Here is a 15,811-nt window from a genome sequence, read left to right on the forward strand (position 1 = left end):
ACTAAAATATGGAACTAAAAAATATTGAAACGGCAAAATATGTCAATGCATTTAAGGAGAGTAAGTTTATGAATGCTCTTTTTAAAATGGCCAAAAAAGCAGGTGAAAAAGTAGTATATGTTGCCTTGTTACTTTTCTTTATGTATATCGATGAAGAAACACCAAGTAAAGCGAAGGTCGCTATTGCGGGAGCTTTAGGGTACTTGTTAGTACCAATGGATTTAATTCCCGATTTTATTCCAGTCGTAGGCTTTGCCGATGATTTTTCGGTAGTATTTGCTGCAATTGGTTATGTTTCGGTTTGCTTAAAACAAGAACATAAGGAATTGGCCTTACAAAAAATGGAAAATTGGTTTGAGGACTTTGATAGAAGCGAAGTAGAAGGCCTAAATGACTTAATTTTCAGAAAGAAAGAAGAAGCTGAAGAAGCAAAATAAATCTTCAATTTAAATGCAAATAAGAATTGACTGCCTATATGAAAAGAGTTCGTATGGGCAGTTTTTTTTAGAATTGCTACATTGTTAACTAAGTTTTCGAATATTTAAAGTATTTAGAAATCAGGAGATTTCTGCTGATCTTTAACGCTATCGCTTAACATTCGCGCCAGTGGACTTTCTACCCAATTCATTTGCTACTTCTTCCCTCGGCCTTGAAGGGAAAAGCGTGAAGAATTTCATGTATGGAGCCGTTAAAAATGATTTTCTTGTTTGAGCTTTAGCGAGTTTAAAATCATTTAGGCAAGTGAAATGGAATTTAGCTTTTGACTTCTAAACCTAGATTTTTTGCTTCGTTTTTCATCAATGGAAAAAAGAAGAAGAAGGAAGCTTGAAAGTAGGACATAAAAGCTTGCAGAATAATTGATTGAAAGTTTACGGTAATAACGTTCTCAAAGCGGTAACATTTTTTTCACTCATAGCAACATTTTTTCAAACTAACAGTCACTTGTTTTTTACTAATACTATCCCTGTCTGCACTTTAAATCACCTAATTTTGGACTATAATTATTTTTCAAATGATCCCAAGAAGTAATTAATACATGAAATGAATTAGGTATTAAAAGTAAACTACAAAATGAAATGATCTTTCTATCTCTCTTCATAGAAAGAAGGTACTTGATGATGATTGCATTCGTTGAGTTAATCGTAAACAGTAAACAACAACCTTTAATCAATGAGGTGGTAGGTCTATAAAATTAAAACTATAAAAAATGGAATGCCTCATTGATGTAAGCATTAAGAATTACACATCAAAATCTTAAGACTAAACCATTGATAGTGAAAACGATGTCTACTCGTTTTTTATCAAAATACGTCACTTCTTTTGAGTGAATAGCAAGGGAATTCTAACTATTGGTATACTATATATTATGTAATGCTTATTATTTAATTAAGATGGAACGTCTTCTTAATGTTGAAAGGTTATGCTCTTTTTTTGAAATGAATTTGAATTTAAAGTATGTTTAAAATTACATTTTCGGAGATATTGACAGTAAGTCTATTATCTCTTCTATCCTTCAATGTATTTGCTCAAAATATCATTAAAGGAGTGGTTCTTGATGAAAAAGAATCACCAATCCCAGGTGCCAACATCCTCATTAAAGGCACCACACAAGGTACAGTGACTAATATGGACGGAGAGTTCTCTTTATCAACAAATGAGAATGATATTTTAGTGTTCTCTTATATTGGTTATCAGACAAAAGAGATCGCGGTAAAAGGACAAAACACTCTAGAAATACAGTTAGATTTGGATGCGAAACAATTGGAAGAAATTGTAGTCGTAGGTTATGGTGTACAAAAGAAAAGCGTGGTAACGGGTGCCATTTCTTCTATCAAGTCGGAGGATGTAGAGTCGACTCCTATTGCCAATGCTTCTCAGGCTCTTCAAGGTAGAACTTCCGGTGTGATTGTACAGAGTAATTCGGGAGCTCCAGGTGGGGCAGTCAGCATAAAAATCAGAGGGGTGAGTAGTAATGGTAACTCAGCTCCACTTTACATTGTAGATGGTCTTCAAGTGGGGAATATCAATAATTTATCACCTAACGATATTGCTTCCATAGAAGTGTTGAAAGATGCGGCATCAGCAGCCATTTTTGGAGCACGGGGTGCTAACGGAGTAGTATTAGTCACCACAAAGCAAGGTGAAAAAGGGAAGTATAAAATTACTTATGATGGTTACTATGGTATTCAGGAAGCAGCGAATAAGGTTGAGATGTTGAATGCTGACCAATATATGAGAATTCATAATGCCGCTAGTGAGTGGGACAATACGGAGCCACGTTATACAGAAGACAGAATTCAACAAAACACTATAGATACAGATTGGCAAGATGAAATGTATCAAAAAGCCCCTATCACCAACCACGCATTAAGTTTTTCTGGAGGTGGTAAAAAGTCTAGTTTTAGCAGCTCTTTGTCTTATTTCTCACAAGATGGTATAGTGGGAGGAAGTGCGAAATCTAATTTTGATCGTTATACATTTAGAATTAACTCCACACATGAAATCAATGATGTGGTTACATTTGGACAAAACCTTTCTTATTCGTATTCAAAGACAAGAGGTTTTAATGAAAAACAGCAGGTATCTACGCTCTCTAGTATGTATTTGCATGATCCTCTGACACCTGTTTTTACAGATGACCCAACAGGTTATCACAAAAATGCTGTAACCAATGCAGATGGAAGATACTATGCAATCAGTGAAGAATTGGATGGTTATGCAGGTAACCCAATGGCCATTTTGGAGACTCAAAACAGAGAACAGCTCGCCAATACTTTAAGAGGAAATGTATACTTGGATTTTAATTTATCATCCCTTGTTGAGGGACTGAAATTTAAATCAAGTTTTGGTCTGAATAATTATGATAGTCATAACAGAGTATTTACACCGGCTTTTTATATTTCAGCACAAGGCCCTTTTCAAAATGGAACAAGCACGGCTCAAGTCATCACCAACCGAAATACATCCATTCAATTTGAAAATGTATTGAGCTATACCAAATCATTTGGAAAGCAAAACATCTCCGCAATACTTGGTCAGTCGTTAATCAGTGATCAATATAGAAATACAAACAGTACCAACTCTGATATTTATCCAAGTACATGGCATTATGGATGGCCGTCTAATGGAGGACAAGAAAATATGTTGGCTGAAGCGATGTTGAATGAGTCAAGGTTAGTTTCATTCTTTGGTAGAGTGAGTTATAACTATGATGAAAAATACATGCTGAATGCAACCATTAGAAGAGATGGGTCGACAAGATTTGGGGATAATAATAAATACGGTATTTTCCCTTCCATATCTGCAGGTTGGACTATTTCTAACGAAGAATTTTTCCAAGTGGATCACAACAAAATCAGCTTGATTAAACTAAGAGGATCTTGGGGACAGGTAGGAAATGACAGAATTGGTAACTGGGGTCACATGTCCATTATGGAGCGAAGTGATCATTATATTGTGGATGGTCGCCTGATTCAAGGTTTTGCACCTTTAAGAGCCGCAAACCCCGATTTGAAATGGGAAACGTCAGAAACATTGAACATCGGTATTGATCTCGGCTTCTTGAACAATAAGCTTACACTAACAGCTGAATACTATGATAAATTGACGAAAGACCTTTTATATGAACTTCCTATTCCTGCTTTTACAGGGAGAATGGGCCCTCTCGCAAATATTGGAACTGTTTCTAACAAAGGTTTTGAAATTGATTTACGTTACACTGGCGAAATCAGAGATTTTAAGATTGATATCCTAGGCAATATGTCATACAACCATAATAACATGACAAAACTAGAAAATGCTGAGGGATACTTCAATGGAAGAAATTTAGGAACATTGGATGGTAACATGAGAGTGCAGGAGGGGTACCCAATGCCATTCTTCTTTGCCTACAAAACCGATGGTATTTTCCAGAATGAGGAAGAGGTCAACAGCTATGTCAATGAAGAGGAAAATTTGATTCAACCCAATGCCAAACCTGGTGATATCCGATTTGTAGACATCAATGGTGATGGTAAAATCTCAGATGAAGACAGAACGAACATTGGTAATGCTATTCCTAAATTCAATTATGGTTTGACGATTAATCTTGGTTATAAAAACTGGGATTTAAGCATGTTCTTACAAGCACAAACGCATTATGATATTGCCAATGTGGCATATGGTCCTAATGAAACTTACCAAAACTTAAATGCAAGACATCTAGGTTACTGGACTGGCGAAGGATCAACCAATGAATGGCCTGCAATGACACATGAGGATGCAAATGGTAACTTCACTAAGATCAACGATATGATTCATATTGAGGATGCAAGCTACTTAAGACTTAGAAACCTTCAATTAGGATTTACCATTCCAACAAGAACTTCAAGTAAGATTGGAATGGAGCGATTAAGAATTTATGGCTCAGTTCAAAACTTGTTTACAATCACGAATTACTCAGGAGCTGATCCAGAATTTAGTGACAGTAACCTCCTTCGATATGGTCTTGATAACGGTTCTTATCCTCAAGCAAGAACTTACCTAATGGGGCTTAATGTATCATTCTAAACTGTAATCCAATGAAAAAAATATATTTAATTTTTCTTCTATTGATGGGGTGTGATTATTTAGATATCCAACCTAACGACAGAATTCCATCTTCTCAATATTATAATTCTGTAGACGAAGCTTATCAAGCACTCCTTGGTGCGTATGAACCAATACGTACCATGAAAATGAATTATGTGGATCCGTTCCCATTATTTTCTATTGCTTTGTTTAGCGAATGTATGTCTGACAATGTAAATGGCGGAGCAAATAAAAAACAGACCAACAATCCTTATCAGGAAGCAAATCAGTTTGAAATGAGTCCAATTCGATCAGAAGCATTCTGGAGAAGGTCTTATAATGGTATTTCAAGAGTCAATTCCTTATTTCACAATTGGGAGAATATTACCATCAAACAAGGCGAAGAGGCAAGAGCCAATAATATCCTTGGAGAAGCATATTTTCTAAGAGCACATTATTATTTTGAATTGCTCAGAATGTATGAAAACGTAATCTTGACAACTGAACCTATCGATGGTACAAGTTGGAGAAGTTTTAAGCAGGAAGATCCTGAAAAAGTATATGCTCAAGCGACAGATGATTATTTAAAGAGTTTTGAGTTGATGGCAGAAACGGATCCTGAAAGAGGTAGAATGTCAATGTATGCATCAAAAGCAGAGTTATTGAAAATGTTCCTTTTCTATACGGGGTATTATGAAAAAGAGGCTTTACCAAGAACAGATGGAAGTACGTTTACTTTAGACAATGCCATTGCACTAGCAGATGATATCTACCTTAACAGCGGAAAACGCCTATTACCTAAATATGCAGATAATTTTGATCCTTTGACAAGTAATTGGAATGATGAGGTTTTATTAGAAATACCACATGTAGATTCTGGTTTACCAGGTTGGACAGGCATTAAATCAGGAAATATTATGTGTAGAGCCTCAGGACCATGGGGTGGTAAAGGCAAAGCTTTTGATGCAACTTACGCTGACGGCTGGGCAAACGGAGTTCCAAGAAGAAAGTTACTGTCAATTTGGGATGATCCTAATGACGAGCGCAAAATGGCAACTATCTTAACAGCAGAGGAAGTGGAAGAAGGACAGAATGAAGATGGTTTTGATCCAGAAAATGCCCAATTCCCCATTAAAATAGGGTGGCAACACACGGGTTTATACAATAAGAAGTATAGCACTTTTGCCTCTATTCAACCTTCCATTGCCATTAATCTCAATTATGGAATGAACCATCATGCCATCCGTTTTGCTGATGTTATTTTGATGGCAGGGGAACTGTATCTAAGAAAAGGAAATACCGGGAAAGCACTAGAATATGTTAACCTTGTAAGAACAAGAGCGAATGCAGCAGCTTTAGCTGCGATTGACGAAGAAACGTTGTTTGCAGAAAGAAACAGAGAGTTAGCCCTTGAAGGAGTAAGGTACCACGATTTACTTAGAAGATATGGTCAAAGTAGGTTAGCGACAGTGAAAACGATTTTGGATGTGAAAAACTACACACCAGAATCCAATGAAATTGACCGATATGGTGAAGCGGGTAAAAGCGAGGATTATGAAATTGATTTCAAAGTGGAGCAGAGAGGTTTTTTACCTATTCCGATTGTGGAATTGGATGTGCATCCAGAATTGCAACAAAATAATGGGTATTAATAGGTTTTGTAAACTAAGTTTTCGTTAGATTTTGATTCCTATTTCTACTAGACTTTATAGGGACTACTTCAAGGCCGGGGTAGAACTATCAAATTAAAAGAGTGGTAATTTCACTGGAGCGAATGTTAAGCGATAGCGTCATTGGTGTCCTGCAGATCATCAGAAATCTCCCGATTTCTAAATATTATAAATATTCAGAAATTTAGTTTACAGAGTATTAAACCTATTTGTTATTAGAATATGAAAGGCTTAGGAGAATTACCCCTAAGCCTTTTTTATGCTTTTATACACCGTGAGTAATAAGACAAAATGAAAAGCATTAAAGCAGTTCAATTGATCTTATAAAATCAGAGGTAATGTCCTCAATCTCTGTCCATTTAATCAAAACTTCATGCGGACAGTTTTTACCCTTACATCGATTGTAATCTAACGGGAATAACAACCCATCTTTATTGATACAAAAAATGCTGTAGCTTTCTTTTTTGACTTTACCATCACTCCCTACTTTTTCTTTGATAAGCTGATGTAATCTTGTCTTATAATCAGACTCAGGAAGGAACAAATCGTTGAGTTGGATATTTCTTTTATGGATATAATCGTAATTGTATGACAATTTGATATTTCTGACATCTTCCAAACCATTATAATACGTCTCTTTGGCGAAGGCAATACTCAATATGCCATGTTCTTGGAAATGAACTTGGTAATCTAAATTTAAAAAACTTAGACCTATAGCCCCCTTCTCATTTTTGGTATGGTACATCTTTTTCATAAAATCAGAAATAGCAAAAGCCATGATACTTTGGATATCAATGTTGATTTTATGTTCTATATCAAACTTATCCTTGTAGTGAACAAAAGGGTAGCTGATATTGAGTTCATAATGAAGAGAAGAGTTCAATTTATTAAAGCCCTGCTTCTCAATTTCAAGTGCATTGAGAGGAAGGGTGGTATTCAGCACATTTGTAGGAATCTGAAAAGATGTACTGATAAAAAGAACAAAAAAAATAGTAATAAGCCTCATATACTTTATTATCTACTTTTTAAACCTAGTAAACAATAAGATTATTGTATGGGAAATAAAGATTTATTCAAAGTTAGGGAGAATTATTTTATCAAATGCACTTTCCTGCTCCATTAACGTTTCAATTTCTGAAATAGTTCTAGGAGCAGTAGCCGATAAGTTAACCGGTCCCTCCTCCGTAATCAGAATATCGTCTTCAATTCTGATACCTATTCCCCACCATTTTTCATCACACTCACTCTGTTCTGGAATGTAAATGCCAGGCTCAACCGTTACAACCATATTGGGTAAAAGCGTTTCATAATGTCCTTTGTCATGTACATCTAATCCAATGTGATGCATCAAACCATGTGGGAAATATCGGGCATAGTCTTCAGGGAATTCGATAATTTTCAGTTTCGTCAAACCTTTTCCAATAATCTCAGTCGCAACTTCATATACCTCTTCAAAGGTTTTACCTGCCTGACATTCTTCAATTGCTTTAGTTTGTGCTTCGAGTACAATGTTATAAAGCAGCTTTTGTTCTTTTGTGAAAGTACCGTTTACCGGAATCGTCCTTGTAACATCTGCAGTGTAGCCTCTATATTCAGCACCACAATCCATTAATATCAACTCTCCATCTTCCATTTTAGGCTTATTATTGGAGATATAATGCAACATACAGGCATTTTCTCCCGCTCCAACAATACTTGGGTAGCCTTCGTATTCTGCACCGTATTTTTTATAGACAAATTCATGAATCCCTTGAATTTCTGTCTCAGACATTCCAGGCTTTATGGCTTTCATGACTTCTTTTTGACCAACACATGATATAAAAATGGCTTTCTTCAATAATTTTATTTCCTCTTCTTGCTTGATTTGTCTCAAGTCTTTCATCAAACTATCCAAGACTCTTATTTGAATATTGGTGGTAGGAAGACTTTCTCCCACAGAAACCCTTTGTTCTGGAGATGGGGCGGTGAGAAATGAAATTATATTTTGATCTAATCTTAAAACTGCTGCATCTACCAATTCACCACCAATGATTTGAGCAATATCGGCTTGATCTTGAAGCGTTACTTTTCTCATCATATTATATAAGTCCTCAGTAGCAGTATTGAGGTAGGTGGGATACTGACTTTTCTTTTTGAAGATTTTTATGAAGTCGAAAAGCTCATAAGGATCATAAATATTGTCGCGTACATCTCTTGGAGGATCGAAAGTAAGTATATGCTGAAAGTTTTGAAAGTCAATTTCAATTTTTCTAAACTCTTGATTAGACCTTACATTTTGAAGTCCCAATTGATCATAAACACCTTGTACCCCCAAACGACCACCATTCCACATCTCATCATATTCATCTTTGGGTTGTACATAAATAAGGTCAGTACACGTCTCTCCATTCTCTAATGTGAAAGGGGTTTTGAAAATGATCAATACAGCGTTAGGTTCCCTGTAGCCTGTCAAGTAAAAAAAATCAGGATCTTGATGATAGATATAGTTCACATCATTGGCTCTATTACGAACAGGGTTGGCAAAAAATATTGCTACGCTATTGTCAGGCATTTTAGCTCGGAGGCTATCTCTTCTACTTTGATGAAAAGTTTTAGAAGTGTAATCCGTTGGTTTGAATTTATATTGAGCAAAACTGTGATAACAAAGTGTAAAAAGTGATAGGAGTAGTACAATTTTTTTCATGATTTAAAACTACCCTTTGTCGATGAATTATGGAATGTTTTTCATCATCAATTCTCTTTTTTGTTAAAAAATAAGTGTGTTTTGAACATTTTTTTAATAAATATTTGCTTTTGAAATTTAATCGCCGTAAAATTGGTCAACCAGTTTGTGGTAGAGCAGTTAAAACACTACCAAAGCAAGGTTAAAAAATGAAATGAATTATTCAATAAATTAATTAAGGTAGAAAAACGAACTATTATAGCACTCTTTGATCATTGTCTATATAAGCCTACTAAAATGTAGAAAACAAGTGTTTTAAGGCTGATTTTGATGATTTTTAAAATAAAATTGTCTTTTGATTTGGAAGTGAAATGTAAATGTTTGTAAATTGGTCTACCAGTTTATAAGTAAAACAAAAATGGAGCAGACAGTATTCAATACATTCAAAAAAATTCAAATTGAAAAGCCTGTTGATAAAATCATCAAGCAGATCAAGACATTAATATCTTCAGGTCAATTGAAGCCAGGTGATAAATTACCATCTGAAAGAAAATTGAGCGAACATTTTGGAATCGGACGTACACACGTTAGAGATGCTATTAGAAAATTAGAATTTTATGGCATTCTAAAGACGCTACCTCAAAGTGGCACTGTAGTGGCAGGTTTTGGCATTACAGCTTTGGAAGGTCTCATTACCGATGTGCTTGATTTAGAAGGGAATGATTTTAAATCATTAGTGGAAACTAGGGTGATTTTGGAACAGAATACAGCCCGTTTTGCGGCAATGCGTCGTGATGAAAAAGATATTGTTTCTATATCAAGTGCATTAGCAGCCTATGAGAAAGCGGTAAAAGAAGGGAATGATACAGTGGAACACGACTTAATGTTCCATCTTAAAATTGCGGAAGCAAGTAAAAACAATGTTTTGAAATCGTTGATGTTGATTGTAGCACCAGACATTATCACTTTCTTCAAGGAAAATGATATCTGTACAGGAACAAAACCTTCAAAAGCATTGGAAGAACACTATGAAATTTTAGAACATATTTCCAACAGAGAGCCTGAAAAAGCAGAGTTGGCAATGTATAATCACTTAAAGGAAATTCTTGACACTAAACTTTAAAAATGCCTATGATATGAACAAAGACACAAAAAAAATGGATTAACAATATAAATAATGCTAATCCATGCAGGTTAAGATTTTCATAAGCAGGGTCATCGGCAAAATCATCCGCATTAGAAACATCTTAGGGTTCAAAGATAATATTTCAATTATGTAAACACAAATTTTTATCTAACCTACTACACAACCTGCATCCTAACTAATTATTAAAATTTTAAGCAAATAGATGAATGGCGTATGTATTTAACTATTCGTTAGCTACAATCGTGAAATAACATCTATCGCTATCTCTCTTATATGAAATAAAATGAATTATTTATCTAGAATATTACTAACTGTAATAAGTCTGACGGCTTTTTTATGCACTTCAGAAACTTATGCTCAGGAGGCTTACATGCTCAAAGGACAGGTCGTTGATCAAGAAGGAATGCCTCTGCCGGGTGTTACAATTGTGGTTAACGGTAACGAATCCGCAAAAGGTACAATTACTGATTTTGATGGTATTTATAAATTGATGGTCAAAACATCAGACGTTGTCACTTATTCTTTTATTGGATGTAAGCCTAAAAGTGTCACGATTACTTCACAGACAGAATTGAACATTACTTTAGAAGAGGAAGCAAGTCAATTGGAAGAAATTGTGGTGGTAGGATATGGTGCTATACAGAAATCACACTTAACGGGTGCAGTTTCAAAAGTAACGAGTGATAAAATGGATGAAATTCCAGCAGCTCGTTTAGATGACGCATTATCAGGTCAAGTTTCGGGTGTAAATATTCAAATGACTAACCCTGCTGCCGGTGAAGCACCAACTATCCGTGTTCGTGGTGTGGGTTCAATTACGTCATTCCCTAATCCACTGATTGTAGTAGATGGAGTTGTAGTGGATCAGGATTATATGAGTACATTGGATATGAATGATGTGGAATCGATTGAGGTCTTAAAAGATGCCTCTTCTGCAGCAATCTATGGTTCAAGAGGCTCGAATGGTGTTATTTTGATCACTAACAAAAAAGGTAAAGAAGGAAAAGCAACTTTTAATTACAATGGTTTCTTCGGTGTAAAGCAAGTTCCTGGTAACGACGTTTTAAAAACTGTTGGAGAATGGAATGCTTTTGTAAGAGAAAATAACGAGGGAGAGTTAACGGACAAGATGCGTTACATCAATGAGTTGGGAACGGAGACCGATTGGCAAGATGTAATCATGGACGGTGGTACAATCCAAAGTCACTCACTTTCAGCAAGAGGTGGTTCAGAAAAAACACAGTATTCAGCTTCAGGTAACTACCTAAAAGATGAAGGGGTGTTATTAACAGACAGCTATGAGAGAATCAATTTCCGTTTGAGTGTAGATACTAAAGTCAACAAGCGTTTGTCATTTGGTCTGAAATTAAACCCTTCATACAGTAATCAAAGAAGATTCCCAATTGGTGTACACGATGCCCTTCGTCAGTCGCCTTGGTTACCTCAATATGTGGATGAAAACAACGAACAGTACATCAACCGTGAGCGTGAATCTGGTCGTTGGGCAGATACTCAAATTGGTGATTATACCATGGAAAGAATGTTTGATGATTACGATCTAGACGCTGGAATGCCAGTAGAATCAGGAGGAACAGATATCAGTACAACATCAAATGCATCACCAATTGCTAAGATTTTAGAAAGAGAGTATAGAAAATACCAAACAAAGCTTTTCACAAGTCTTTATTTAAAATATAAAATTGCTGATGGATTAAACTTCAGATCTACAGTAGGTGGCGACTATAAGAATACAAGAAACCATCGTTATACAGGCGTAAGGGCAAGTAGAAATGAGGAAGCCGGTACTTCAGCTTATGATAACACGGAAAATCAGTTTCATATAATAACAGAGCATACGTTGTCTTACAACAAGAGATTTGCAGATAAACACTCTTTAAATGCAGTTGTTGGTTTCGCTTTTGAATTCTGGGATAGAAATTATAGCTCAATTGAGGCCAATGGTTATAACTTTGATTACATCAATACAATACCAGCCAACAATGTTACAGGGGCAGCCACTTCAGCTGATCAGAAGTCTTTGGTATCTTACTTAGGTCGTGTAAACTATGGTTATGAAGACAAATACTTTGTGACACTAAGTTTCAGAACGGATGGTAGTTCTAAGTTTGGTGAAAATAATAAATTTGGTGTATTCCCAGCAGCTTCAGTGGGTTGGAGAATATCAGAAGAGAACTTCCTAAGAGACAGTGAAATTATCAGTAACCTTAAAGTAAGGGCAAGTTATGGTGTAACTGGTAATGATGGTGATGATAGAATTGTTGGTCGTTATCCATCAATAGGTCTAGTAGAGCCAGTAGGAGCGGTTTTCAACGGAAATACTTATACAGGTTTTAATCAGTCTACGTTGTCAAATCCACAATTAAGATGGGAGAAATCAATCGAGATCAACCCAGGTATTGATGTAGGCTTCTTACAAGATCGTTTTGGATTTAGTATTGATCTTTATAAGAAAAATAGCCAAGACTTATTATTGAACAGACCCATCCCTTCAGCTACAGGATTTAGTGATGCCATTGTCAACTTAGGTGAAGTTGAAAACAGAGGTATTGAGTTTGAATTAAGAACAACCAATATAGATAAAGGTGGTTTCAAATGGTCTACAACCGGTAACTTATCGTTAAACGAAAATAAGTTGGTCAGCATGGCCGGAGCTGATGGTTTGATCTCTATCGTAGATTCAAAAAGACCAGCAGAATGGATTGCAAAAGAAGGTCATCCGGTGTCATCTTTTTATGGTTATGTGGTAGAGAAAGAGATTCCATTGAATTACATCAAAAATCCTTTCTTCCCAATCAACGGTGAATCACAAGACATTTATGTAAAAGATTTGAATGGTGACGGTATTATTGATCCAGATGATAGAACAATATTAGGTTCTCCATATCCAAAAATGATTTGGTCAGTATCAAATACTTTCAACTACAAAAACTTTGATTTGAGTATTATGTTCCAAGGTTCACATGGTGCAAAAGTAAGAAACATGGACCCTCAGTATGTAAATAATCAGTTTAGCTCAAACCAAGATTACATTACAGACGAAGAAGATCCGAACTTCTTCCCAGATGCAGACAAAGTGGTACAAAGAATATTTACGGATGATATTGTCATGGATGCTTCTTATATCGCTTTACGTAACCTGAATATTGGATATACTCTACCGAAAGCTGCAATTAGCAAAGTAGGTATCAACAAGATGAGAATTTATGTTGCAGCACAAAACTTATTGTACATCATGGGTAATGACTATAGAGGTTACAACCCAGAAGGTATTAACCAAGGGTTGGATTCTCCTTTAACTTACGGTTATCAGAGAGGTGCAGCACCAATCAACAGAACATTCTCAGCAGGCGTTAACTTATCATTCTAAGAAACATGAAAAAGAAATATTTAAATATTATCTCAGCTTTGATGTTAGGTGCAGCAACATTAACATCTTGTGAGAGCCAATTGAACCTTCAGCCTCTTTCAGCGATAGGGGATAATGGATTCTACCAAAACACTTCAGAAGTACAAGCGGCAACATTTGCGATGTATGACGGTCTTCAGAGTACAGTTTTAAGAGAATTTGCATTGACAGAAATGCGCTCTGATAACTCAAAATCAAAAAACAGTGAAGGGGAATGGGCACAATTTGAGCACATGAACGTATCACCTACAAATGGTACTTTATCAACGTATTGGAGCGATTGTTACAATGTGATTTTCAGAGCGAATAAAGTACTTGCCTCACTAGATGTGGTAACAGATGACGCTTCAAAAACAATTTTTGAAAGTGAAGCAAAATTTGTGAGAGCATTGATGTATTTTAATCTTACCCGAGGTTTTGGTGACGTGCCATTAGTGACTAAGGTGGTAGTACCAGGCGATTTGACAACTACTGAGCGAATCGCTGTAAATACAGTGTACCAACAAATTGATCAGGATTTGACAGAAGCAATTGCGGGTCTTCCTGATAGAGGAGGTATTGAAGAAGGAAGAGCAACAAAAGCGGCAGCACAAGCACTTCTAGCAAAAGTAAAGTTGACAACGGGGGATTATACAGGTGCAAAAGGCTTATTAGAAACTGTAATGAATAATGCTGATTATGGTCTTGAGGAAAACTATACAGATGTATTTTATACTGAATTAAACTCTGAAATTATCTTCGCAATTCAGTTTCTCAATGATAATGCTGAAGAATCACAAGACTTCTCTTATGAATTCACAAAATTGGGTAGAAATAGTGGTTTGAATTATGTAACAGATGATTTTAAAGCCAATGTAGATGCAGCAGATACTGAAAGAACAGCAGTACTTTATAATCCTGAAGATGACAAAGAGAATGGTAAGTTTATCACTTCTTCATCTGACAACAGACTTTGTGGTAATGACTGGGTGGTATTAAGAATGGCAGATGTTTACTTAATGTATTCAGAAGCAATTTTAGCAGGTGGAGAATCGACTACTGATGCAGGAGCCGTTGATGCTTACAATATGGTCAGAGCTAGAGTAGGAATGCCTACTTTAGACGCAGGAAGTACATTGACAAAGCAAGCTTTGTTATTGGAAAGAAGAATTGAATTGGGCTTCGAAAACCACAGACTTTATGACTTGGTGAGATTTGGAGTAGCAGAAGAAGTAATGGGTGCGTTCGCATCGGACAATGGATTTACATTCAACGGAACAAAATTATTACTTCCTATTCCTCAAAGAGAAATAGATACAAGCTACGGAGCCTTAAAGCAGAATCCAGGTTATTAATACTTTTTGAAGTAGTGTTGGGAATGATTTATTAAAATAAGGGAAACGCACGTGAAATTTGAACCATCGTTCCCAACCTACTCTTAAATTTTTTGAAGAACAATTCAATAAGCAAATCATGAAATCATTTTTAAAATATATAGGATTGGCAGGAGCTTTAAGTGCAGCATTATTTGCTTGTACTGAGGAATTGCCAGGTGTGGGTTCAATTGAGGATTTAACACCACCTTCAGCAGATTTTACTTACAAATCAAGTACAGAAAGTTTCAAAGAAATTCTATTTACAAACAACTCCATCTCAGCAGGTATCTTCGAATGGGATTTTGGTGACGGATCAACTTCTGATGAAAGAAACCCAACACATATTTACTCAGGAGAAGGATCTTTCACTGTAAAATTAGTAGCAAGAGACGGTAACAACCTTACATCTGATACGACTATTACAGTAGAAGTGGTAGATGAGTTAGTTCCTGAATTCCAATGTAAAAGTTTCGAATGTTCAGACAGAAGTGTTTGGGGTAGCTTCTCAGGTTCTGGGTCACCAACTCCTCCAGATGAATCTACAGGAGCAAAACTTGGAAATAGCTCTCAATACTTAGATCAGACCATTGCTGTAACAGGTGGAGTGACTTACAATGTAAGTTTCCATTATGTAAGTAAAAACAGCGGAACAAGTGCAGGAGCATTACTTTTAGAAGATCCTGATAACGGAATTAAATTCGTTGACGAAAACATTCCAATGACAGACAATTCTTCTGAATATGTATACATAAGTTATATTGTTGAGACCACCAATAACACCTCACAATTACGTTTCAGTTTGAATTATGTTGACACTGAAGCAAGATTCGATTTAGTAGAAATCAAAAAAGTAGAGTAGGGGCATACCTATGTGTTTGCCCGCGGTACCACGACAAACCAACGGTTTGTCCACGTGACCACCACAAACCGTATTTGTCAAAATAATAACGACAAACCACCGTGTTGGTCCAAATTACCACAGGTAAACATAAACAGACAACC

At 36.0% G+C, this 15,811-nt stretch carries 9 protein-coding genes; 7 read left to right on the plus strand and 2 right to left on the minus strand.

Features of this window, described 5'->3' with window-relative positions; all coding sequences use genetic code 11:
* The first annotated feature begins 8 nt into the window (after positions 1-8).
* From PL77_RS10875 to PL77_RS10885, 3 genes are all read left to right on the plus strand, one after another.
* Complete coding sequence (locus tag PL77_RS10875; protein ID WP_044204773.1) at positions 9-437, plus strand: YkvA family protein; 429 nt, start codon at positions 9-11, stop codon at positions 435-437.
* A gap of 1,018 nt (positions 438-1,455) precedes the next feature.
* Entirely contained in the window at positions 1,456-4,548 is a 3,093-nt protein-coding gene (locus PL77_RS10880) for a TonB-dependent receptor (protein ID WP_044204774.1), read from the plus strand.
* Positions 4,549-4,559: 11 nt separating this feature from the next.
* Positions 4,560-6,200, plus strand: a complete 1,641-nt coding sequence (locus PL77_RS10885) for a RagB/SusD family nutrient uptake outer membrane protein (RefSeq protein ID WP_082026486.1) — start codon at positions 4,560-4,562, stop codon at positions 6,198-6,200.
* 319 nt (positions 6,201-6,519) lie between these two features.
* Here the strand turns inward: PL77_RS10885 and PL77_RS10890 are convergent, their stop codons facing one another.
* Together PL77_RS10890 and PL77_RS10895 are read right to left on the minus strand one after the other, a co-directional pair.
* Entirely contained in the window at positions 6,520-7,224 is a 705-nt protein-coding gene (locus tag PL77_RS10890; RefSeq protein WP_044204778.1) for a hypothetical protein, read from the minus strand.
* Positions 7,225-7,287: 63 nt separating this feature from the next.
* Complete coding sequence (locus PL77_RS10895; protein ID WP_044204780.1) at positions 7,288-8,901, minus strand: aminopeptidase P family protein; 1,614 nt, start codon at positions 8,899-8,901, stop codon at positions 7,288-7,290.
* A 397-nt stretch (positions 8,902-9,298) separates the two neighbouring features.
* Between PL77_RS10895 and PL77_RS10900 the strand changes: the two genes are divergently transcribed.
* The 4 genes from PL77_RS10900 (at position 9,299) to PL77_RS30435 (ending at position 15,668) form a co-directional block, all read left to right on the plus strand.
* Positions 9,299-10,003 (plus strand): FadR/GntR family transcriptional regulator, encoded by a 705-nt coding sequence (locus PL77_RS10900; RefSeq protein ID WP_044204787.1) that lies wholly within the window; start codon positions 9,299-9,301, stop codon positions 10,001-10,003.
* Between the two features lie 307 nt (positions 10,004-10,310).
* Positions 10,311-13,415 carry a TonB-dependent receptor gene (locus tag PL77_RS10905; RefSeq protein ID WP_044204788.1) on the plus strand — a complete coding sequence of 1,035 codons (3,105 nt, stop codon included), beginning with the start codon at positions 10,311-10,313 and terminating at the stop codon, positions 13,413-13,415.
* 5 nt (positions 13,416-13,420) lie between these two features.
* On the plus strand, positions 13,421-14,788 hold the full coding sequence (locus tag PL77_RS10910; protein WP_044204790.1) for a RagB/SusD family nutrient uptake outer membrane protein: 1,368 nt from the start codon (positions 13,421-13,423) through the stop codon (positions 14,786-14,788).
* A gap of 118 nt (positions 14,789-14,906) precedes the next feature.
* Positions 14,907-15,668: a PKD domain-containing protein gene (locus tag PL77_RS30435; protein ID WP_052444317.1), complete on the plus strand. Its 762-nt coding sequence runs from the start codon at positions 14,907-14,909 to the stop codon at positions 15,666-15,668.
* Positions 15,669-15,811: the final 143 nt, after the last annotated feature.

The sequence above is a fragment of the Flammeovirga sp. OC4 genome, from assembly GCF_000812565.1.
Lineage (GTDB): Bacteria > Bacteroidota > Bacteroidia > Cytophagales > Flammeovirgaceae > Flammeovirga.